This window comes from Streptomyces sp. NBC_01288, assembly GCF_035982055.1.
Taxonomy (GTDB): domain Bacteria; phylum Actinomycetota; class Actinomycetes; order Streptomycetales; family Streptomycetaceae; genus Streptomyces.
Genome location: NZ_CP108427.1, coordinates 5,285,294 through 5,307,126 on the forward strand (window position 1 = coordinate 5,285,294; position 21,833 = coordinate 5,307,126).

The following is a 21,833-nucleotide window of genomic DNA, read 5'->3' on the forward strand; positions in this document are numbered from 1 at the left end:
CTAGGGGAACGGTCAGGGGAGGACAAGGGATGCGAGGCCCCCGTTTCGCTCTTGCCCGCCCTAGCATCGAGTGCAGGACATCAGAGATCCGGTACGGAAGTACCGGACACGGACCGGACCCGGTACGAGCGACGGGCGGAGAGGTACAGGACGAGGACAATGGGTGAGATCTTCGCGGGACTGCCGTGGTGGGTGAAGTGGGTCGCGGTGCCGGTCATCGCCCTGGTCGTGTTCGGCGGGCTGATAGCGACCGTCGTGGGCTTTGTCATCGGACTGCTCTTCAAGGCGCTGATCTTCGTGGCCCTGGTGGGCGGACTGGTCTACGTCGTGCGGAAGTTCACGTCGAGTTCCTCCTCACGCGGCGACTGGTGAGGTCCTGCTGGGGCGACCGGTGATCGGTAACGGGAATCACCGGTTCCCTCGGGCGGGGGAAGTTTCCCGGACAGGCCGTCTACGGGCGGTGACGGGCGGTTAAAGTCCGGAATTCGACGCGGGGACGAACCCCGCGGGCGGCGCACCCCCTCCCCGTGTTCCCCGCACGGGCTGCCCCCTCGCGCTCCGGGAGTGACCCTTGGCCACGGTTGACACCGCACCCGTAGAACCACACGCACGCCCCACCCTGCCCGTCCCGCCCACATGGCCGCGCTCGGTGGCGGTCCCCGCACAACTGCGGCCGGTGTCACAGCCAGGTCCGGTGGAACGGTCCGGTGCGGTGGCTCAGCCAGGTTTGGTGGAACGGTCGGGTCCGGTGCCGCAGTTGCGCCCGGCGTCACAGCCAAAGCCGGTGGCACAGCAGCGCCCGGTGCCGACTCCGCCGCGGCAGCGCTCCGTGACGGTCATCGACCAGCAGCCCTTCACCGCACCCCCCGACCGGCAGCGCTCCGCGACGGCCGACGGCCCGCAGCAGTCCGCCGCCACCCTCATCGGCTCCGTCCAACGGGCCATGCGCCTGTTGGAGTCCGTCGCCGGACACGAACACGGCGCCCCCGCCAAGCAGTTGGCCCGCGAGACCGGCCTCGCCCTGCCCACGGCGTACCACCTGCTGCGCACCCTTGTGCACGAGGGATATCTCCGGCGCGACAAGGGGCTGTTCTTCCTCGGGGAGGCGGCCGAGCGGCTGAGCAGCAGTGGGGCGCAGGAGAAACGTCGCAGCACGATCGTCGACGCGTTGGCGCAGTGGCGGGATTTGATCGGTGCACCGGTGTACTACGCGATGTACCGCGACGGTGAGATCGAGGTCCTGTGCGTCTCCGACACCTCCGGCAGTCCGGCGGTCGAGGAGTGGGCGGACTTCCGTGAGACGGGGCACGCGCACGCGATCGGCCAGTGCCTGCTGGCCCAGTTGGACGAGGACGTCCGCCGCGACCACCTCGACCGCTACCCCGTGCGGTCCCTCACGCCGTACACCGTGCGCGACGGCCATGCCCTGGTGCGGCGCCTGGACCGGATGCGGCGGACGGAGCTGGTGGTGGAGCGTCAGGAGTACGCGCTGGGGACGGTCTGCGCGGCGATTCCGATCACGCTCGGTGCCACGGCCGCCACGATGGCTCTGTCCCTGCCGGCGCATCAGGCCGATCGACTGCCGGGCGCGGCGCGGCAGTTGCAGGCCGAGGTCGGCAGGCTTCTGGGGTCGCTCGCGCTCTCTATCAGTATCTGAAAACTTACTCCTTGTGATCTAACGTGTACGTTCAGCAATATTCCTTCAGTGTCACGGGGATCATTCCCGGCCAGACGACGGCAGTTGACGGGATAGGCGATGCGCGAGTCCGTACAGGCAGAGGTCATGATGAGCTTCCTCGTCTCCGAGGAGCTCTCCTTCCGTATCCCGGTCGAGCTGGGTTACGAGACGTGCGATCCGTACGCCGTGCGGCTGACCTTCCATTTGCCGGGTGATGCCCCGGTGACCTGGGCCTTCGGCCGGGAGCTGCTGATCGACGGGGTGGGTATGGCGTGCGGGGAGGGCGACGTGCGGATCGAGCCCGTCGACCCCGAGACGCTGGGCGAGGTGCTGATCCGGCTTCAGGTGGGCAGCGACCAGGCGTTGTTCCGCACCGGCGCGGCCCCGCTGGTGGCGTTCCTCGACCGCACCGACCGGCTGGTTCCACTCGGTCAGGAGGGCGCCCTCGCCGACTTCGACACCCACCTCGACGAGGCGCTGGACCGCATCCTGGCGGAGGAGCAGAGCGCGGGGTGAGGTGTTGTGTCGGCGGTGGGGGCGGGAGTTGGCGTAACGCTTCGCCACGAACCCTGAACTGAAGTCGCTGGAGGGGCCATGAGCTCTGAAGGGCCCTGCAGAGTTCTGAAGGCCTCGGGGGAGGTTGAAGTCCTGGCGGTCAGGGGATTCGCAGTAACGCTTCTGCGTGGCTTTCTGGGGCGGTTCTCGCCGTCCATGGCAGTGCCTGCGGCGTCTCAGCGCTCGCGGCCCCTCAGTGCTTGCGGCGTCGGCCCTTCCCGCCGCGCGCCGCAGCGGGCTTGGCACTTGGCGCCGACATGGTCGCCGTAGCCGTAACCGAGGCCCCTACAGCCGCTCCAGCCGGAACCGCCTCGCGCCCCGGTCGGTCCGCCGAGACCACCAGGGCCGCGAGGGCCGTGGTGACCGGTACCGAGGCGACCAGGCCGATCGAACCCACCAGCGTGCGCACGATCTCCTCTGCGACCAACTCGCTGTTGGCGACCGCGCCCACGCTGCTCTGCGCGATGGAGAAGAGCAGCAGCAGAGGCAGCGCTGCACCCGCGTAGGCGAGGACGAGTGTGTTGACGACCGACGCGATGTGATCGCGGCCGATGCGGATGCCGGCGCGGTACAGCCCGCGCCAGCCCATCGCGGGGTTGGCCTCGTGCAGTTCCCAGACCGCCGATGTCTGGGTGACCGTCACATCGTCGAGCACGCCGAGCGAACCGATGATGACGCCGGCGAGCAGCAGACCGCTCATGTCGATCGACGGATACAGCCCGTGGATCAGACCTGTGTTGTCGTCCGTGTTCCCGGTCAGCGCGGCCCAGCCGATGAACACCGAGCCCAGGACGCCGATCAGCACCAGCGACATCAGGGTGCCGAGCACCGCCACCGATGTTCGGGCCGACAGCCCGTGGCACATGTAGAGGGCGATGAGCATGATGGCGCTCGAACCGACCACCGCCACGATCAGCGGGTTCGAGCCGTGCAGGATCGCGGGCAGGATGAAGAAGTTCAGGATCATGAAGCTGATGGCCAGCGCGACCAGTGCCATGACACCGCGCAGCCGGCCCACCACCACGACGGCCAGCGCGAAGATCCCGGCGAGCAGTGCCATCGGGAACTTGCGGTTCACGTCGGTGACGGAGTACTGCAGATCCCTGGGCGCGGAGGGCTCGTACGCGACCACGACCTTCTCGCCCTGATGCAACTGCCGTGACTGGTCGGGCTGCACGATCTCCGTGAACGTACGGCCCTTGTCCTTGCCGGTGGAGACCGTGACCGTGGCCTTCTTGCAGGTGCCGGCCGCCTCCTGTGCAGCCGAGGAGCCCTCGGCGGTGGAGGTGTCCCCGGTCGAGCCTCCGCCCGAGGCGTTCACCGAGGCGCAGCTCACGCTGATGACTTTGGTGACCGTCGCCTGCTGTGTCTGCCGGTCGAAGCCGACGCCCGTGCGCTTGTGCGACGGGGCGCCGCCGGGCCAGAGCACCACCATGCCGACCACGACCGCCACCGTGAACGGGATCAGGATCGCCGCGATGACTTTCCGCAGATGCCGGGACACGGGGGCGGCGGGGCCGTGGCTGTGCGAGTGACCGTGTCCTCCACCGCCTGCCCCGGAACTGTGCCCGCCGTCTCCACCCGGCCCGTGTCCACCGTCCCCACCCGAGCCGTGGTCGTGCCCGGAACCGGAGCCGTGGTCGTCGCCGGGCCCGTGATCGTGGCCATGCGGCGGCCCGGTCGGCGGGTACGGGGGCTGCTGTGTGGTGGTCACCGCCCGATCATCGCAAGAACGCCCGAGGCCCACTGTTCACCGCGCCACTTATGACGCTAGCGTGGAGGCACCTTTGCACACGCGGGAGCTCGGAGCACCGGGCTGAGAGGGCGCTGACCTTCGTCTTTGCGCTGTTTCACGTGAAACGTCACCTGAATCGAGTGATGTTTCACATGAAACATCGACTGATGGAAACCGCTGCGTCGACCGCCGAACCTGTTACCGGGTAATGCCGGCGTAGGGAGTAGGTCTCATGACCAACAAGGACGCACACACGTCTGCCTTCAGCCAGGACGAACAGCCCATTCCGGGCGAGGAGTTCGCGCGGACCGAGCAGCCCAGGGCGGCCGGAGAGCCGACGGAGGCCGAGCAGTCCATCGGCTGGCACAAGGGGTATGTGGGCGGCTCGCGCCCCGATCTGCGGGTGCCGGTCCGTCAGGTGCACCTCACCAACGGGCAGTCCGTGACGCTGTACGACACCTCCGGTCCGTACACCGATCCGCTCGTCGACACCGACGTCCGCAGGGGGCTGGCGCCGCTGCGGGAGAACTGGATCATCGCCCGCGGTGACACCGAGGAGTACGCGGGCCGGCCCGTCCGCCCCGAGGACGACGGGATCAAGCACACCTCACCGCGCGGTGGACTGCGCAACCTCGACGCGGTCTTCCCCGGCCGTCCGCGTCAGCCGCGCCGAGGCCGTGACGGCACGGCGGTCACGCAACTCGCCTACGCGCGACGGGGCGAGATCACGCCCGAGATGGAGTTCGTGGCCGTACGGGAGAAGGTTTCGCCCGAGGTGGTCCGGGAGGAGATCGCGGCCGGGCGGGCGGTGCTGCCGGCCAACGTCAACCATCCGGAGATCGAGCCGATGATCATCGGCAAGCGGTTCCTGGTGAAGGTCAACGCCAACATCGGCAATTCCGCGGTCACTTCCTCCATCGAGGAGGAGGTCGAGAAGATGACCTGGGCGACCCATTGGGGCGCCGACACGGTCATGGACCTGTCCACCGGCCGCAATATCCACACCACCCGCGAGTGGGTGCTGCGCAACTCCCCCGTTCCCATCGGCACGGTGCCGCTCTATCAGGCGCTCGAAAAGGTCGACGGCCGCGCCGAGGAGCTGACCTGGGAGATCTACAAGGACACGGTCGTCGAACAGGCCGAACAGGGCGTGGACTACATGACCGTCCACGCGGGTGTCCGGCTGCCGTTCGTACCGCTGACGGCGAACCGCAAGACGGGCATCGTCTCGCGCGGCGGCTCGATCATGGCGGCCTGGTGCCTCGCGCACCACAAGGAATCGTTCCTCTACGAGAACTTCGAGGAGCTGTGCGAGATCCTCGCCGCCTACGACGTCACGTACTCGCTGGGCGACGGCCTGCGGCCGGGTTCGATCGCGGACGCCAACGACGAGGCGCAGTTCGCGGAGTTGCGGACACTCGGGGAACTCAACACGATCGCGAAGCGTTTCAACGTACAGACCATGATCGAGGGCCCGGGACATGTCCCGATGCACAAGATCAAGGAGAACATCGACCTTCAGCAGGAGATCTGTGATGAAGCTCCGTTCTATACGCTCGGCCCGCTGACGACGGACGTCGCGCCGGCGTACGACCACATCACCTCCGGCATCGGTGCCGCGATGATCGCCTGGTGGGGCACGGCCATGCTCTGCTATGTCACGCCCAAGGAGCACTTGGGCCTGCCCAATCGTGACGACGTCAAGACCGGCGTCATCACCTACAAGATCGCCGCCCACGCAGCCGACCTCGCCAAGGGGCACCCCGGTGCGCAGGAATGGGACGACGCGCTGTCCGACGCCCGCTTCGAGTTCCGCTGGGAGGACCAGTTCAACCTGGCCCTCGACCCGGACACGGCACGGGAGTTCCACGACGAGACGCTTCCGGCGGAGCCGGCCAAGACGGCACACTTCTGCTCCATGTGCGGGCCGAAGTTCTGCTCGATGAAGATCTCCCACGACATCCGCCGTGAGCACGGCGGGAGTCGGGAGGAGATCGAGGTCGGGATGGAGCAGAAGTCGAAGGAGTTCGCCGCGGCGGGCAACCGGGTGTACCTGCCGATCGCCGACTGACGGCGACCGGCACGGCTCTCGGGCAGCTCTCGATCGGCTCTCGGTCAGTTCTTGGCGGGCTTTTCGCACAGGGCGTGGTCGACGAGGGTGTTTGTCGCGTGGTTGAGGGCGGGCAGGTCCGGGGACGCGGTGGTGGTCGTGATGGAGATCGTCACCGCGCGTCTGCCGTCTGCGCTCACCGCGGGGCGGGTGTTGACGCCCGCGCCGTCGCCCTCGTGGCTGTAGTAGAAACCGCCGCAGGTCAGCGGGATCTTGCGGAGGCCGAGGCCGTAGGTGCCCTCGGGCATCTCGGCCACGTCCTCCGGGTCGTCGGTGCGCTGGACGGTCTGCCGCATCTCGCGCCACTGCGCGGCGGGGAGCAGCCGGCCGTCCGCCAGGGCGCGGAAGAAGGTGTTCAGGTCGGCGGTGGTGCTCACCACGCCGGAGTCCGCGGTGTGCTGGTAGCTGTGCTCGGTGACGTCGAGACGTTTGCCGTCGGCGGTCGTCAGATACGCGTTCACGTGCGGGTCGGGTAGGAACGGGTTGAGCCCGGGAATGGAGGTGTTCCGCAGTCCGAGCTTCGCGATGATCCGGTGCGCGACCAGGTCCTGCCAGCTCGCGCCGCCGGCCTTCTCGGCGATCATCCCGGCCAGCAGGTAGTTGGTGTTGGAGTACGCCCACCGGGTGGGCCCGCCCGGCTGGGGTACGAACACCGGTCGGTGCTTCATCGCCACCGCGACCAGGTCGGCGGTGGGGGTGGTGTCGTAGCGGTTCTCGTCGAAGTGGTTGATCAGCGCGTCCTGGATCTCCGGGTCGTCGATGTAGTCGTACAGGCCGCTGGTCTGGCGGAGGAGGTCGCGGACGGTGATGCGGCTGCCGTTGTTGCCGTTGCCGGCGACGACTCCGGGCAGCCAGTGTTCGACGGTGTCGTCGAGCGACAGGCGCTTCTCCGCGACGAGTTGGAGGACGACGGTCGCCACGAAGGTCTTCGTCGTGCTGGCCACGCGGAAGTGCGCGTTCCACGGGATCGGGGCCGTGGAGTCGGCGGTTCGAGTGCCGATGCGGGCCATCAGCGGGGCGCCGTTCGGGCCGTCGACCCTGGCCAGCACGTTCACGTCGCCGCCGCCGGCCTTGCGTACGGCTGCGAGGTCCTGGCGGAGCGTGGCCTCGCTGTAGGAGTGCGTCGGTGTGCTCTGGCCGCTGGTGGCGGCGGTCGCGGCCAGGGGTGAGCCCAGGGCGAGGAGCGCTGCTGCCAGTACTGCGGCGCCGGTCTTCTTCGACGACGGCATCTGCATGGTCGTATCCCCCGGTGTTCTGGTTCCTGGTCGGTGACGATCACCAGCCAACCGGATCTGCCGGCGCGAGGGGATGGGGCTGTCCTCCGGATGAGGGGTGCACCTGGCCCCCGTACGGTCTACGGGTTCGCCCCCGGCCGTAGATTTGTCTGTGGAGTGGAGTGGAGTGGAGTTGCTCCGGGGGTGTGTTGTTGTGGGCTGGGGGACTGGGGGATGGGGACCGTGATTCTTCTGCAGGTGACGGACGAGGCGCAGTCGCTGGCGTGGGACGGCGATGATCTGGTCGATGTCGTGGGTGGTCGGCGGTGGGGTGCCGACGGTGTGGAGCGTCAGGTCTCGGTCGGCCATGGGTATTCCTTCGACCGGAGCGTCAGCTCTCCGTCCGGCCGCTTCACCGTGGTCTACGACGAGCGGGGCACCGAGGCACTGTTGCTGGACGGCGATCGGCCGGTCCGTGAGCTGGAGCGCAATGACGACTACGCCGAGGACTTCGACTATCCGGTCGCCCTCGGGGTGCTGCGGGACGGCCGTGAGGTACTGGTGCACTGCCCGGACCAGTACGACCTCCTTGAGATCGAGGACGCGGAATCCGGAGAACGGCTCACGGTCGGCGACCGTACGCGGAACGACGTCCTCCACTCGCGGCTGGCGGTCTCTCCGGGTGGGACCCATCTGTTGTCGGCGGGCTGGGTGTGGCATCCGTACGGGATCGTCGAAGTCTTCGATCTGGAACGGGCGTTGACGGATCCCGCTGTGCTCGACGGCCGTGGCGTGCCGTCCTTCTACCCGGGCAACAGTTCCGAGGTGATCTCGGGCTGCTGGCTCGACGGTGACCGCCTGGCGGTGGCGACCGGGGAGGAGTTCGTCGACGAGGAGGAGACCGCGGCGAGCGCGGGCCTGGGCAAACGGCAGTTGGGCGTGTGGTCGCTCGCCGAGAAGCGGTGGGTGCATCGCAACAGGGTCGACTTCCACATCGGCACGCTGATCCCGCGGGGTGACACGCTCGTCTCGCTGTACGGGCATCCGCGGCTGATCGATGTCACGACGGGGACGTCGATGGCGGAGTGGCCGGCTGTGGAGGTGCCGAGCAAGGAGGGGAGTTACGGGGTCATCGACATCCCGTCGCCCGTCGCGGCCCTGCACCCGGACGGCATCCGGCTGGCTGTCGCCCAGCCCGGGAGCATCGCGATCATCGACCTTCCCTGAACACCTTTCCTGAACCTGAACGCGGGCGGGGTTCGACGAGCGCAGCACTCGGCGCCCCTGTGAACCTGTGAACCTGTGAACCTGTGGTTCACCGACCCGTCGACCGGACGTTCGGCTTGCGCTCCCCTGGGTGGGGGCGCAAGCCGAGGGGTTATTCCGGCTGGTGTTCGGGCCCCCCGAAATCCGGGCTGGAGAAGTCCGGGCTGGAGAAGCTCGGGCGGTGACCCGGCTCCGGGCCGTCGTCCGGGCTGGAGAAGCCCGGGCGGTCGTAGCCGAGGTTCGGCATGCGACTGGGCGCCGTGGGCGTCGTACGGCGGAGTGGTGCCGTGCTCGGCGCCGCGAGCGCCTCCTGGAGGAACGGCAGGATGCCGCGTTCCAGGAGGGCGTCGTGCCAGGCATCCCTGGCGCGGGCCACTTCGCCGCCCGACTCGCCGTAGGGGCCGGTGTCGAGCGAGGGCCTGTTGCGCAGGGCGGTGAGCAGCAGGCCGACGATGGCGACGAGGATCGCCGCGGCGGTCATGGCGCCGAACACCCAGCCGGCAGTGAGCATGGTCTTGGCGAACGCCGGTTCGGGGCTGAGCATCTTGAGGATGTAGCCCACGAGCAGGAATATCGCCGCGGCCGTGCCGGCGAGGACGGGGGTGAGGACGGCGGCTACGGCGACGGCGCCCGCACCCTCGGCCGCCTCCCCCAGGGTGGTGGCGAGCCCCATCGCGCCCACGCCGCCCGGCTCCACGGAGTCGGGCTCGTGGACGGCCGACGGGGTGGACGACGCCGGCCGGCGCAGTTCCTCGCGGACCTTCACGTAGTGCTGGTACTCGGTCGCCGCGGCCGCCGTGATGAGCGCGGTGGCGTTCAGCGCCATGGTGCGCAGCTGTTCGGGGTTGAGCCGCTTGCCGACAGCGGCCAGTTCCGGGCGGGTAGGGGCGGAGCGCAGCGCCTCGTCGAGGATCCGCTCGTACTCCTGGCGGTCCTCGCTGTGCAGGTGCTGCGGAACGCTGTTCATGTGCATCCCCCGATGCTCCGTAGGGCTTGGGGCTCGCATGCCAACGAGCCGTCGGGCAGAAACGGAGGGGAGCCTGCTACGGATAAGCCGATGGTAGAGCGGCGACGGCACACGGTGACAGGGGGTTTCCAGAAATTGGCCCCTGGCCAGCGCTGTCGTCCGCCGGTCCTCCGGAGGGGACGACTGCCCGCTAAACGCTCAGATATCCAGCGGCAGTTGCTGGACCAGCAGTTTTCCGGCCATGGTCACGCCGCCGTCCATCGCGATGGCCAGTCCCTCGGCGTAGACGTGCGGTCCCTCGACCACGGGACCCGCGCTGTCCTCGCCGTCCTCGGAGCCCACGTCGCCCAGGAGATAGGGAATCGGGCTGTGGCCGTGCACGATCCGGGTGCCGCCGTACATGTCGAGCAGGGAGCGGACATGGTCGGCGCCGCCCTCGTCGCGGAAGGAGAAGCGCTTGGTGAGCTTGCGGAACACGTCCCAGACCTCGTCCGCGTCGTTGCGCGTGAGGGTCTCGCGGACGGTGTCGTTGACGGCCTCGATCGAGTCGCCGTAGTCGAGGTACGCGGTGGTGTCGGAGTGCACGAGCAGGTGGCCGTCGACCTCCTCCATGGCGTCCAGGCGGGCCATCCACTGCAGGTGGACGTCCTGGAGGCGGTCCATGTCGGTCTTCTGGCCGCCGTTGAGCAGCCAGGCCGCCTGGAAGGTGGCGGTGCCGGCGCCGGAGTTGACGGGGGTGTCGCCGAACCGCTTCGCGCCGAGCAGGAGCAGCTCGTGGTTGCCCATGAGCGCCTTGCAGTAGCCACCGGCCGCGGCGGCCTCGGCGGACAGCCGCATGACCAGGTCGATGACGCCGATGCCGTCGGGTCCGCGGTCGGTGAAGTCGCCGAGGAACCAGAGCCGCGCGGTGCCCGCGCACCAGCTGCCGGCCGCGTCGATCAGACCCTTCTCCCGCAGGGCGGCCACCAGTTCGTCCAGGTAGCCGTGCACATCCCCTACGACGAACAGCGGACCGGGGCCCTCCGTCTGCTGCGGGACGGCCGCCGACGCCGGGTCCACCGCGACCTGAACCGTGTCACCCCGACGGATGACGGGCAGATCGCGCTGCGTGGGCGTGTAGCCCTCCGGATAGACCTCGTCGAAGGCCTCGTCAAAGGCATCCTCGTCGGGTCGTACGGCCTCGCCGGGCTGCGCGCTGTCGGCGTACGGACCGGTCTCGTGGACGTACGCCGGTACCCGGAAGTCGCGCAACGTCGCCGTCCGCTCCGTCTCGGGTCCCTGACCGGCCCCCTGAGTCATCGACCCCTCCACCATCGCGCCGCAGCTGCACCGCGTCGGACTGCCTGGTCGCAGCGGCCCGCGGTGTCGTGGGCCCATCATAGGAATGCGGATCGCGCCATGTGATGACCCAGGGGTGCTGAATCGGACCAGGACTCCGGTCCACCGCGGCTTTCGCCCCGATTGGGCAGGGGTTCGGCTGGTGGCCGTCTGCTTGACGGGGGGTGGGCGGGGGTTGGTTCGCGCCGCCGAGCGGCTGGAAATCGTCGGTGGTGGTTGTTCGCGGTGGGGTGGGTGGGGGCTGTGGGGGTGCGTGGGGGTACGTGGTCGGGGGTGGTGGGGGTTGCTTGGGTGGGGGTGGGGGGCGGTGTCTGGTCGAGGTGGTGGGGATCGCTTGCGGGGTCGCTTGCGCGGGGCGGTGGGGGCGTCGGGTTGGGGTGAGTTTGCCTGCGGGTGAGGGGTGGGGTCGGTTCGGGTGGTTCGGGTGGGTTCGCCCTCAGGTGTGTTGGGAGTCCCGGCGCTGCTCGGCCCGCCACGGCACTTGACGGGGGTCCTGCGCGACGCGGGCCGAGGGGAGTTCCGGGTACCGCTCCGGCCATCCCCATGGCGCCTGGCGGCCGCGCCCCGGGCGCGCTCGGGGGCAACCTGCGGGAGTGCTCCGGGTTCTGCCTCGGCCGGACTGGGGCGGCGGGTGGGAGTCCAGGCCCCGTTCCGTGCGCGACGGCACCCGAGGCGGGTCTTGATGCCGGGCACCCGGCGGGCACGCGACGGGAGCTTCGGCACCGAGCCTCACGGGCACCCGGAGCAAGTCCGGCTTCCGCTTCTGCCTCTGCACGACTACGGCACCCGGTGGGAGTCCGGGCCCCGTAGTCGCTCACGGCACTGGAAGGGGGTGCCTGACACCGAGCCCCATCGCCACGGGCACCGGCTCCCGGCGCGAGTCCCGACGCTGAGCCGTTTCCACGGGGCTCGGCGTGAGTTCCGGCACCGAGCTCCCTCGGCACGGGCACCCGGCGCGAGTCCCGAGGCTGAGCCGTTTCCACGGGGCTGCACGTGAGTCCTGGCACCGAACTCCCTCACACCACTGGCACCCAGCACGAGTTCCGACGCTGAGCCCCTTTACACGGCGCTCAGCGTGAATCCCGGCACCGAGCCCCCTCGCCACGGCCACCCGGCGCGAGTCCCGACGCCGAGCCCCTCTCCACGGGGCTCAGCGTCGGTCCCGGCATCGAGCCCCCCGGGCACGGGAACCGGCACGAGCCTGTGTCCCGTCCCGCCGGGCTCCGATCGCGGTACCGGCTGGGAGTCCAAGTACCGCTCTGCCCGCCACCACGTCCCGAGGGAACTCCCGCCACAGCTCCCGCCTTTGACGGTCACCCGACGGGCGTCTCGACACCAAGCTCGTCGGGCGGTCACCCGACGGGAACCTCGGCACCAACCCCGCCGAGCGGAAGTCGGACGGCCGCCCCGGCACCGACCTTCACAGGCAGCCGGGACAAGTCCGCCCCTCGCTCCGCCCTACGGCTGGCCTGGTGGAAGTCCGGCCCCCTGACCGCCACCAAGCCCCGAACTCGCCCGGCACTGCGCCCCCTCCAAGCGTCCACATCGACTGGAACAACCGGAACGACCCAGACCCCCGCCTGCACCCGTCCACGGAGCCCGGAGCGAACCCGGCCCCCCGACTCCGCCCGCCCGACCACGGCACCCGGAACAAGTCCGACCCCGCCTCCTGCCACCCCCGGCGCCCGATGGAACTCCGGAAACCCTCCACCCCGCCCGAGTCCACACCCACATCCACCGGGACGGCACCGACACCGGCACCGCCCCCCGGGGCACCCCCGCCCCCTACTTCCCCTCAGGCGACCGAGGCGGACTGACCGTCGTCCTCGGTGGACGCCGTTGGGACGACGTCCGCACGATCAGCTCCGTCGGTATCACCTGCTCGATCGGCAGGTCGGACTCGACCCCCTCGATCGCGTCGATGAGGAGTTGCACCACCGCCGTACCGATCCGCCGCGGCTTCAGCGACAGCGTCGTGACCGGCGGCTCGGTGTTCGCGTACACCGTGGACTCGCTGCAACACACGAGCAGCAGATCCTCCGGTACCCGCATCCCGTAGCGACGGGCCGCCGCCAGCAGATCCGTGCCGTTGGGGTCGAACAGGCCGTAGACCGCGTCGGGCCGGTCGGGCCGGGCGAGCAACCGGTCGGCGGCGACGGCCCCCGCGCACGGATCGTGCGCCGGGTACGACTCGTACACCGGATCCTGGCCCACCCGCTCGCACCACCGGAGGTACGCCGTGGTCGAGAGGTGCGTGTACGTGTCCGTGCTCGTGCCCGTGAGCAGGCCGATCCGGCGGGCGCCGGCGTCGGCCAGGTGGTCCAGGATGCCCAGGACCGCGGCCTCGTGATCGTTGTCGACCCAGGCGGTCACCGGGAGCGAGCCGGCCGGGCGGCCGTCGGAGACGACCGGTAAACCCTGCCGGACGAGCTCGCTGACCACCGGGTCCTGGTCGGACGGGTCGATGACGACCGTGCCGTCCAGGGCGACGTTCGACCACACGTCGTGGCGCGAGGTCGCGGGGAGGATCACGAGGGCGTAGCCGCGGGCGAGCGCGGCCGAGGTGGCGGCCCGCGCCATCTCGGCGAAGTACGCGAACTCGGTGAAGGTGAAAGGTTCATCCCCGTACGTCGTCACGGTCAGGCCGATGAGGCCGGACTTGCCGGTACGGAGTGTGCGAGCCGCCGCTGAGGGCCGATAGCCCAGCCGGTCGGCGACTTCGCGGACATGGCGTCGGGTGGCGTCCGGGAGCCGGCCCTTGCCGTTGAGGGCGTCGGAGACGGTCGTGATGGAGACTCCGGCCGCGGCGGCCACGTCTCTGATTCCCGCCCGGCCCGGCCGGCTTCCTCGACGAGAGGTTTCCGCGCGGCTCACCTGGTGCTTCCCTGCTGCTGTCATGGCGAGCCGATAGTAGGGCTCATGCGGTGGGGTAGTGCGGACGCATATGCACGCGTTGACAGGCACGTTTCTGCAAGGTCAGAAGGGGTCAACTGCCTTAGAAACAAAGTCAGTTAAACGATGCGATGGCATTACGTGACTTGTCGGCGCGTATGGGCCTGCCAAGCCCCCCATGTTTCGAAGAGGTCTCAACTCACCTGCACGAGGGATGCGCGCCACGGCGCGAGCTACCGGCGCATAGATATATGTACAGCGCGCCCCCGGTTCGTGTGCCTTCGTACGGTGTTGCCCCTGATACGGATGTGACACGTGGGGCGATCCGGACGGACTCCTGACGGGCACCCGTCGGCTGCTTACGCAGGCACGCGGCGACTGCTCATGCAGACACCCGGCGACTGCTCGCGGATCCCCGAGGTCGCTCACGCGGACGCCGGTGACTCCTCACCCGTACGTCGATGACGGGTTACCCGTACGCCGGCGACCGCTCACCCGCTCCGGACCTGTACGCCCCGGCGGCGAATCCTCATAAGGTGAGCAGTATTGATAGCCGGTGGTGCCGGTGGTGGTCACAAGGAGGACTGCGGTGAGCGAGACGAGCCCGAAGCTGCGCGCCGAGCTGGAGGGTATCCCCACCTACAAGCCGGGCAGGCCTGCCTCGGCGGACGGTCCGGTGGCCTACAAGCTGTCCTCCAACGAGAACCCGTACCCCCCGCTGCCCGGCGTGATGGAGAGCGTCACCGCGGCGGCCCTGAACTTCAACCGGTACCCCGACATGGCGTGCACCGGCCTGATGAACGAGCTGGCGGAACGGTTCGGCGTCCCCGTCTCCCACCTGGCCACCGGTACCGGCTCGGTCGGCGTCGCCCAGCAGCTGATCCAGGCGACCGCCGGACCCGGCGACGAGGTCATGTACGCCTGGCGTTCCTTCGAGGCGTACCCGATCATCACGCGGGTCAGCGGCGCCACGGCCGTGCAGGTCCCGTTGACCCCGGGTGACGTGCACGACCTGGACGCGATGGCCGACGCCATCACCGACCGCACCCGGCTGATCTTCGTCTGCAACCCCAACAACCCGACGGGAACGGTCGTACGCCGGGCCGAACTGGAGCGCTTCCTGGACCGGGTGCCGGGCGACGTGCTCGTCGTACTGGACGAGGCCTACCGCGAGTTCATCCGGTCCGCCGAAGGTGAAGGAGGGGACGTGCCGGACGGCGTCCAGCTCTACCGCGACCGGCCGAACGTCTGCGTCCTGCGGACCTTCTCCAAGGCCTACGGCCTCGCCGGGCTGCGGGTCGGTTTCGCGATCGCCCACGAGCCGGTGGCGGCGGCGCTGCGCAAGACGGCCGTGCCCTTCGGGGTGAGCCAGCTCGCGCAGGACGCGGCGGTCGCCTCGCTGCGCGCCGAGGACGAACTGCTCGGCCGCGTCGGCTCGTTGGTCGGCGAGCGCACCCGCGTGGCCGACACACTGCGCGCCCAGGGCTGGACGGTCCCGGAGACCCAGGCCAACTTCGTGTGGCTACGGCTGGGGGAGCGCACGCTCGACTTCGCGGCGGCCTGCGACCAGGCGGGCGTGGTGGTACGGCCGTTCGCGGGCGAGGGTGTGCGGATCACGATCGGGGAGACCGAGGGCAACGACATCTTCCTGAAGGTGGCGGAGGGGTTCCGCAAGGAGCTCTAGCCGTCGCGGATGTGAGGGTTCGTAACGAGTGACGTCAGGGGGGTTGCCTTAGGGGGACCCCCCTCCGTAATGGGCCTCCGAACGGGACCCCCCTTCCGCTGCCGAAAATCCGTACGTCATAATAGCTTGTGAATGTGAACGCGTTCACAAGCGTGTCCCGGTTCGTCCCATGATGTGTGCGACAAAAGGGGCAAACTGCCGCTGTACCACGGCGACGTAAGGAGACTGACGACGTGGAATTGGCTCTGGCGCCGGAGACACTGGCGCGATGGCAGTTCGGCATCACCACCGTCTACCACTTCCTGTTCATCCCCCTGACGATCTCGCTCGCCGCTCTCACGGCCGGGCTGCAGACCGCGTGGGTGCGCACGGAGAAGGAGAAGTACCTCAGGGCCACCAAGTTCTGGGGCAAGCTCTTCCTGATCAACATCGCCATGGGCGTCGTCACGGGCATCGTCCAGGAGTTCCAGTTCGGCATGAACTGGTCCACCTACTCGCGGTTCGTCGGTGACATCTTCGGTGCCCCGCTCGCCTTCGAGGCGCTGATCGCGTTCTTCTTCGAGTCCACCTTCATCGGGCTGTGGATCTTCGGCTGGGACAAGCTGCCCAAGCGGATCCACCTGGCCTGCATCTGGATGGTCTCGATCGGCACGATCCTGTCGGCGTACTTCATCCTCGCGGCCAACTCGTGGATGCAGCACCCCGTCGGCTACCGGATCAACAAGGCGAAGGGCCGCGCCGAACTCACCGACTTCTGGCACGTGCTGACCCAGAACACCGCGCTCGCCCAGGCCTTCCACACGCTCTCCGCGTCCTTCCTGACCGGCGGCGCGTTCATGGTCGGCATCGCGGCCTTCCACCTGTTCCGCAAGAAGCACATCGCCGTGATGAAGAGCTCGCTGCGGCTGGGCCTGGTCACCGTCGCCATCGCCGGCCTGCTCACCGCCGTCAGCGGTGACACCCTCGGCAAGGTCATGTTCAAGCAGCAGCCGATGAAGATGGCGTCCGCCGAGGCGCTGTGGGACGGCCAGGACTCCGCGCCGTTCTCGATCTTCGCCTACGGCGACGTCAGCAAGGGCCACAACAGCGTCGAGCTGTCCATCCCCGGGATACTGTCCTTCCTCGCCGACGACGACTTCAGCTCGTACGTCCCCGGCATCAACGACACCAACAAGGCCGAGCAGGCCAAGTACGGTCCCGGTGACTACCGGCCCATCATCCCCGTCACCTTCTGGGCGTTCCGCTGGATGATCGGCTTCGGGATGGCGTCCTTCGCCATCGGCCTGGCCGGACTCTGGCTGACCCGCAAGAAGTTCATGCTGGCCCCGCATCTGCGGGTCGGCGACGACGAAGTGCCGAACGTCGTCCTCTTCAAGAACAAGACCCTCGGCCCGAAACTCACCAAGCTCTACTGGCTCGTGTCGATCTGGACCCTCGGCTTCCCCCTGATCGCCAACTCCTGGGGCTGGATCTTCACCGAGATGGGCCGCCAGCCCTGGGTCGTCTACGGCCTCTTCCAGACCCGTGACGCCGTCTCCCCCAGCGTCTCCCAGGGCGAGGTCCTCACCTCGATGATCGTCTTCACCTCGCTCTACGCCGTCCTCGCCGTCATCGAGGTCAAGCTGCTCGCGAAGTACGTCAAGGCCGGCCCGCCCGAACTCACCGAGGCCGACCTCAACCCGCCCACGAAGATCGGCGGCGACTCCCAGGACGCCGACAAGCCGATGGCCTTCTCGTACTAGGCCGAGGGAGCTGCAACAGTCATGGAACTGCACGACGTCTGGTTCGTCCTCATCGCCGTCCTGTGGACCGGCTACTTCTTCCTGGAGGGCTTCGACTTCGGGGTCGGCATCCTCACCAAGCTGCTCGCCCGGGACCGCACCGAGAAGCGGGTCCTGATCAACACGATCGGCCCGGTCTGGGACGGCAACGAGGTCTGGCTGCTCACGGCCGGCGGCGCGACCTTCGCCGCCTTCCCCGAGTGGTACGCCACCCTCTTCTCCGGCTTCTACCTCGCCCTGCTGATCATCCTGGTCTGCCTGATCGTCCGAGGCGTCGCCTTCGAGTACCGGGCGAAGCGGCCCGAGGAGAACTGGCAGCGCAACTGGGAGACGGCGATCTTCTGGACCTCGCTGCTCCCCGCGTTCCTGTGGGGTGTCGCCTTCGGCAACATCGTGCACGGCGTGAAGATCGACAAGAACTTCGAGTACGTCGGCACCTTCTGGGACCTGCTCAACCCGTACGCCATCCTCGGCGGCCTCGTCACGCTGACGCTCTTCACCTTCCACGGCGCGGTGTTCACGGCGCTCAAGACCGTCGGGGACATCCGGGTGCGGGCGCGGAAGCTGGCCCTTCAAGTCGGGCTCGTCACCGCCCTGTTGGCGCTGGCCTTCCTGATCTGGACCCAGGTCGACAGCGGTGACGGCAAGAGTCTGGTCGCGCTGATCGTGGCCGTCGTCGCGCTCGTCGCGGCGCTGGGTGCGATTCAACTGGGGCGTGAGGGCTGGTCGTTCGCGTTCTCCGGCCTCACCATCGTGGCCGCCGTCGCGATGCTCTTCCTGTCGCTCTTCCCGAACGTCATGCCGTCCTCGCTCAACCCGGACTGGAACCTCACGGTCACCAACGCCTCGTCGAGTCCGTACACCCTGAAGATCATGACCTGGTGCGCGGGGATCGCCACGCCGATCGTGCTGCTCTATCAGAGCTGGACCTACTGGGTGTTCCGCAAACGGATCGGCACGCAGCACATCGCCGAAGCCGCGCACTGAGTCTGAGCGCCGAGTCCGACTTGGGGCATGTTTCACGTGAAACATGCCCCGTTGGGACCCACTGAGAAGCCGGGACCTCCCGAGAAGAGGGTGTGTTTCACGTGAAACCAATCGACCCACGTCTGCTCCGGTACGCCCGCGCCACCCGCTTCTTCCTGATGGCGGTCGTCGGCCTGGGTGCTGTCGGTGCGCTGCTGGTCATCGCGCAGGCGATGCTCATCGCGGAGGTCGTGGTCGGTGCCTTCCAGCACAGGATGTCCGTCGGTGAACTCGGCACTCCCCTGGTGCTGTTGGCGATGGTCGCCGTCGGCCGCGCCCTCGTCTCCTGGCTCACCGAACTCGCCGCCCACCGCGCCAGCGCCGCCGTGAAGTCGGAGCTACGGCGACGGCTGCTGGAGCGTTCCGTGGAACTGGGCCCCGGCTGGCTGAGCGGGCAGCGGACCGGTTCGCTGGTCGCCCTCGCCACCCGAGGTGTCGACGCCCTCGACGACTACTTCTCGCGCTACCTCCCGCAGTTGGGCCTCGCGATCGTCGTCCCCGTGGCGGTACTGGCGCGGATCGTCACCGAGGACTGGGTCTCGGCGGCGATCATCGTCGGCACCCTGCCGCTCATCCCGCTCTTCATGGTGATGATCGGCTGGGCCACGCAGTCCCGGATGGACCGTCAGTGGCAGTTGCTCTCCCGGCTCTCCGGGCACTTCCTGGACGTGGTCGCGGGGCTGCCGACCCTGAAGGTGTTCGGCCGGGCCAAGGCGCAGGCCGACTCGATCCGGCGCATCACCGGCGAGTACCGGCAGGCGACCATGCGGACCCTACGGATCGCCTTCGTCTCCTCCTTCGCCCTGGAACTCCTCGCCACCCTCTCCGTGGCCCTGGTCGCCGTGACGATCGGCATGCGCCTCGTCCACGGCGACATGGACCTCTACATCGGTCTCGTCGTCCTCGTCCTGGCACCCGAGGCGTACCTGCCGCTGCGCCAGGTGGGCGCGCAGTACCACGCGGCGGCGGAGGGCCTCGCCGCCGCCGAGGAGATCTTCTCGGTACTGGAGACACCGGTACCGGCCTCGGGCACCACCGAAGTGCCGTCGGACGCCCTGGACTTCGAGGACGTGACGGTCCGGTACCCCGGGCGGTCCGCCGACGCCGTATCGGACACGTCCTTCACCGTGGAACCCGGAGAGACGGTCGCCCTCGTCGGCCCGAGCGGCTCGGGCAAGTCCACTTTGTTGAACGCCCTGTTGGGGTTCGTACGGCCCACCGAAGGCCGGGTGCGCGTTGGGGGAGTCGATCTCACCGACGTCGACCTGGAGCGGTGGCGGTCGCGGATCGCCTGGGTGCCGCAACGCCCGCAGCTGTACGCCGGGACGATCGCCGAGAACGTACGGCTCGCTCGCCCCGACGCCGACGACACCGCCGTGCGGCGGGCGTTGGCCGATGCGGGCGCCCTGGACTTCGTGGACGCGCTGCCCGAGGGCATCGGGAGCGTGCTCGGCGAGGACGGGGCCGGACTGTCCGCCGGGCAGCGGCAGCGGCTCGCCCTCGCCCGGGCCTTCCTCGCCGACCGGCCCGTCCTGCTCCTCGACGAACCGACGGCCGCGCTGGACGGAGCGACCGAGGCCGAAGTGGTCGAGGCGGTACGGCGGTTGGCGGTCGGGCGGACGGTCCTGCTCGTGGTGCACCGCCCGGCCCTGCTGGCGGTGGCCGACCGGGTGGTGCGGGTGACGGAGGGCGCGGCCGCGATCCACGCGGAGGCCGTGCCGGCGCTCACCGAGACGACTCCGGTCCCGTCGGAGGCGCCGGTGAGTGCCGTGGCTCCCGACGAGCCGGAGACGCGGCTCGCCGCACACGCGGGAGGTGTCCTCGCCCGTGTCCGTGCCATGTCCGGTGCCCGGCGTGGGCGTCTCGCCCTGGCGCTGCTGCTCGGAAGTCTCGCGCTGGGCAGTGCCGTCGGGCTCATGGGCACCTCGGGGTGGCTGATCTCGCGGGCCTCGCAGCAGCCGCCCGTGCTGTACCTGATGGTGGCCGTGACGGCGACGCGGACCTTCGGGATCGGGCGGGCCGTGTTCCGGTACGCGGAGCGGCTCGTGTCGCACGACGCGGTGCTGCGGATGCTGGCCGACACCCGGGTCGCCGTCTACCGGCGCCTCGAACGGCTGGCGCCCGCCGGGCTGCGCGACACCCGGCGCGGCGATCTGCTGTCCCGGCTCGTCGCCGACGTGGACGCGCTCCAGGACTACTGGCTGCGCTGGCTGCTGCCCGCCGGGGTCGCGATCACCGTCTCCGCGGCGACGGTCGGTTTCACGGCCTGGCTGCTCCCCGAGGCCGGTGCCGCCCTCGCGGTCGGTCTCCTCGCGGCCGGCGTCGGCGTCCCCCTCGTGACCGGTGCCGTGGCCCGCCGTGCAGAACGGCGCTTGGCCCCCGCCCGCGGGGAACTCGCCACCCGCGTGACCGAACTGCTCACCGGCACCGCCGAGTTGACGGTCGCCGGCGCACTGCCCGCCCGTACCGCCGAGGCCGAGCGCGCCGACAGCACCCTCACCCGGATCGCCTCCCGCGCCGCCACCGCCACCGCGCTCGGCGACGGCCTCACCGCACTGATCTCCGGCCTGACCGTCGCAGCCACCGCACTCGTGGCCGCCCAGGCCGTCGCCGCGGGACGACTCAGCGGCGTGTTGACGGCGGTCGTCGTCCTCACCCCGCTCGCCGCCTTCGAGGCCGTCCTCGGACTGCCCCTCGCCGTGCAGTACCGGCAGCGGGTCCGCAAGAGCGCCGAGCGCGTGTACGAGGTGCTGGACGCCCCCGAGCCCGTACGGGAACCGGAGCGGCCCCGCCAGGCGCCCGCGACACCCTTCCCGCTCGTCGTACAGGGACTGGCCGCCCGGCACTCCGGGCAGGACCGGGACGCGCTCGCCGGGCTCGACCTGACGTTGGAGAAGGGGCGCAGGGTCGCCGTGGTCGGCACCTCCGGGTCCGGCAAGACGACGCTGGCGCAGGTGCTGCTGCGGTTCCTCGACGCGGACGCGGGTTCGTACACACTGGCCGGCGTGGACGCGTACGCCCTGGACGGCGACGACGTACGACGGCTCGTCGGGCTGTGTGCGCAGGACGCGCACCTCTTCGACAGCTCGGTGCGCGAGAACCTGCTCCTCGCGAAGAAGGACGCGACCGAGGACGAACTGCGGGCCGCGCTGGAACGCGCCCGGCTGCTCGACTGGGCCGACGGGCTGCCCGACGGTCTCGACACGCTCGTCGGTGAACACGGGGCGCGGCTCTCCGGCGGGCAGCGGCAGCGGCTGGCGCTCGCGCGTGCCCTGCTCGCCGACTTCCCGGTCCTCGTGCTCGACGAACCCGCCGAACACCTGGATCTGGCGACCGCCGACGCGCTCACCGCCGATCTGCTGGCCGCCACGGAGGGCCGTACGACACTGCTCATCACGCACCGGCTCGCGGGCCTGGAGGACGTGGACGAGGTGATCGTGCTGGACGAGGGACGGGTCGTGCAGCGGGGTCCGTACGCCGGACTGGCCTCCGTGGAGGGGCCGTTGCGGGGGATGGCGGAGCGGGAGGCGGAGTCGGAGCTGCTGGTGGCCGCCGGGTAGGGGGTCTGGTGGCCGGACCGCTCGACT

Annotated in this window: 14 protein-coding genes; 9 read left to right on the top strand and 5 right to left on the bottom strand. The window is 69.5% G+C overall.

Annotated elements, in window-relative coordinates:
- Positions 1–159: 159 nt before the first annotated feature.
- From OG194_RS23685 to OG194_RS23695, 3 genes are all read left to right on the top strand, one after another.
- Positions 160–372: a DUF5326 family protein gene (locus OG194_RS23685; RefSeq protein ID WP_327402827.1), complete on the top strand. Its 213-nt coding sequence runs from the start codon at positions 160–162 to the stop codon at positions 370–372.
- Positions 373–943: 571 nt separating this feature from the next.
- Complete coding sequence (locus OG194_RS23690) at positions 944–1,657, top strand: IclR family transcriptional regulator (RefSeq protein ID WP_327407182.1); 714 nt, start codon at positions 944–946, stop codon at positions 1,655–1,657.
- Positions 1,658–1,756: 99 nt separating this feature from the next.
- Entirely contained in the window at positions 1,757–2,194 is a 438-nt protein-coding gene (locus OG194_RS23695; protein ID WP_327402828.1) for an SsgA family sporulation/cell division regulator, read from the top strand.
- A gap of 232 nt (positions 2,195–2,426) precedes the next feature.
- Here OG194_RS23695 and OG194_RS23700 read toward each other — a convergent pair whose 3' ends face one another.
- Entirely contained in the window at positions 2,427–3,947 is a 1,521-nt protein-coding gene (locus OG194_RS23700; RefSeq protein ID WP_327402829.1) for a YibE/F family protein, read from the bottom strand.
- A 253-nt stretch (positions 3,948–4,200) separates the two neighbouring features.
- Between OG194_RS23700 and thiC the strand changes: the two genes are divergently transcribed.
- Entirely contained in the window at positions 4,201–6,039 is a 1,839-nt protein-coding gene (thiC, locus tag OG194_RS23705) for a phosphomethylpyrimidine synthase ThiC (RefSeq protein ID WP_327402830.1), read from the top strand.
- A gap of 44 nt (positions 6,040–6,083) precedes the next feature.
- Here the strand turns inward: thiC and OG194_RS23710 are convergent, their stop codons facing one another.
- Positions 6,084–7,313, bottom strand: coding sequence for a serine hydrolase domain-containing protein (locus OG194_RS23710; protein ID WP_327402831.1), 1,230 nt, complete (start codon positions 7,311–7,313; stop codon positions 6,084–6,086).
- Between the two features lie 213 nt (positions 7,314–7,526).
- Between OG194_RS23710 and OG194_RS23715 the strand changes: the two genes are divergently transcribed.
- Complete coding sequence (locus tag OG194_RS23715; RefSeq protein ID WP_327402832.1) at positions 7,527–8,519, top strand: hypothetical protein; 993 nt, start codon at positions 7,527–7,529, stop codon at positions 8,517–8,519.
- A 151-nt stretch (positions 8,520–8,670) separates the two neighbouring features.
- Here OG194_RS23715 and OG194_RS23720 read toward each other — a convergent pair whose 3' ends face one another.
- The 3 genes from OG194_RS23720 to OG194_RS23730 all read right to left on the bottom strand — a co-directional run bounded on the left by OG194_RS23720 (position 8,671) and on the right by OG194_RS23730 (position 13,761).
- The gene (locus OG194_RS23720; protein WP_327402833.1) at positions 8,671–9,531 is read right to left on the bottom strand and encodes a hypothetical protein; all 861 of its coding nucleotides are present in this window, start codon (positions 9,529–9,531) and stop codon (positions 8,671–8,673) included.
- A gap of 192 nt (positions 9,532–9,723) precedes the next feature.
- Positions 9,724–10,839: a metallophosphoesterase gene (locus tag OG194_RS23725; protein WP_327402834.1), complete on the bottom strand. Its 1,116-nt coding sequence runs from the start codon at positions 10,837–10,839 to the stop codon at positions 9,724–9,726.
- A 1,809-nt stretch (positions 10,840–12,648) separates the two neighbouring features.
- Positions 12,649–13,761, bottom strand: a complete 1,113-nt coding sequence (locus OG194_RS23730; protein ID WP_078622773.1) for a LacI family DNA-binding transcriptional regulator — start codon at positions 13,759–13,761, stop codon at positions 12,649–12,651.
- A 583-nt stretch (positions 13,762–14,344) separates the two neighbouring features.
- On the opposite strand from OG194_RS23730, the gene hisC reads away from it, so the two are divergent.
- The 4 genes from hisC (at position 14,345) to cydD (ending at position 21,806) form a co-directional block, all read left to right on the top strand.
- Positions 14,345–15,439: a histidinol-phosphate transaminase gene (hisC, locus tag OG194_RS23735; protein ID WP_327402835.1), complete on the top strand. Its 1,095-nt coding sequence runs from the start codon at positions 14,345–14,347 to the stop codon at positions 15,437–15,439.
- 233 nt (positions 15,440–15,672) lie between these two features.
- Positions 15,673–17,181: a cytochrome ubiquinol oxidase subunit I gene (locus OG194_RS23740; RefSeq protein WP_327402836.1), complete on the top strand. Its 1,509-nt coding sequence runs from the start codon at positions 15,673–15,675 to the stop codon at positions 17,179–17,181.
- Between the two features lie 21 nt (positions 17,182–17,202).
- Complete coding sequence (gene cydB / locus OG194_RS23745) at positions 17,203–18,207, top strand: cytochrome d ubiquinol oxidase subunit II (protein ID WP_327402837.1); 1,005 nt, start codon at positions 17,203–17,205, stop codon at positions 18,205–18,207.
- A 101-nt stretch (positions 18,208–18,308) separates the two neighbouring features.
- A complete protein-coding gene (gene cydD, locus OG194_RS23750) occupies positions 18,309–21,806 on the top strand; it encodes a thiol reductant ABC exporter subunit CydD (RefSeq protein WP_327402838.1) in 3,498 nt (1,165 codons plus the stop codon).
- Positions 21,807–21,833 lie beyond the last annotated feature (27 nt).

What these genes read in the sequence shown, in the direction of transcription:
- thiC (WP_327402830.1), top strand. Translation starts at nt 4,201, where the DNA reads ATGACCAACAAGGACGCACACACGTCTGCCTTCAGCCAGGACGAACAG.
- OG194_RS23730 (WP_078622773.1), bottom strand. Translation starts at nt 13,761, where the DNA reads ATGACAGCAGCAGGGAAGCACCAGGTGAGCCGCGCGGAAACCTCTCGT.
- OG194_RS23710 (WP_327402831.1), bottom strand. Translation starts at nt 7,313, where the DNA reads ATGCAGATGCCGTCGTCGAAGAAGACCGGCGCCGCAGTACTGGCAGCA.
- cydB (WP_327402837.1), top strand. Translation starts at nt 17,203, where the DNA reads ATGGAACTGCACGACGTCTGGTTCGTCCTCATCGCCGTCCTGTGGACC.
- OG194_RS23690 (WP_327407182.1), top strand. Translation starts at nt 944, where the DNA reads ATGCGCCTGTTGGAGTCCGTCGCCGGACACGAACACGGCGCCCCCGCC.
- OG194_RS23720 (WP_327402833.1), bottom strand. Translation starts at nt 9,531, where the DNA reads ATGCACATGAACAGCGTTCCGCAGCACCTGCACAGCGAGGACCGCCAG.
- OG194_RS23685 (WP_327402827.1), top strand. Translation starts at nt 160, where the DNA reads ATGGGTGAGATCTTCGCGGGACTGCCGTGGTGGGTGAAGTGGGTCGCG.
- OG194_RS23715 (WP_327402832.1), top strand. Translation starts at nt 7,527, where the DNA reads ATGGGGACCGTGATTCTTCTGCAGGTGACGGACGAGGCGCAGTCGCTG.
- OG194_RS23725 (WP_327402834.1), bottom strand. Translation starts at nt 10,839, where the DNA reads ATGGTGGAGGGGTCGATGACTCAGGGGGCCGGTCAGGGACCCGAGACG.
- OG194_RS23695 (WP_327402828.1), top strand. Translation starts at nt 1,757, where the DNA reads ATGCGCGAGTCCGTACAGGCAGAGGTCATGATGAGCTTCCTCGTCTCC.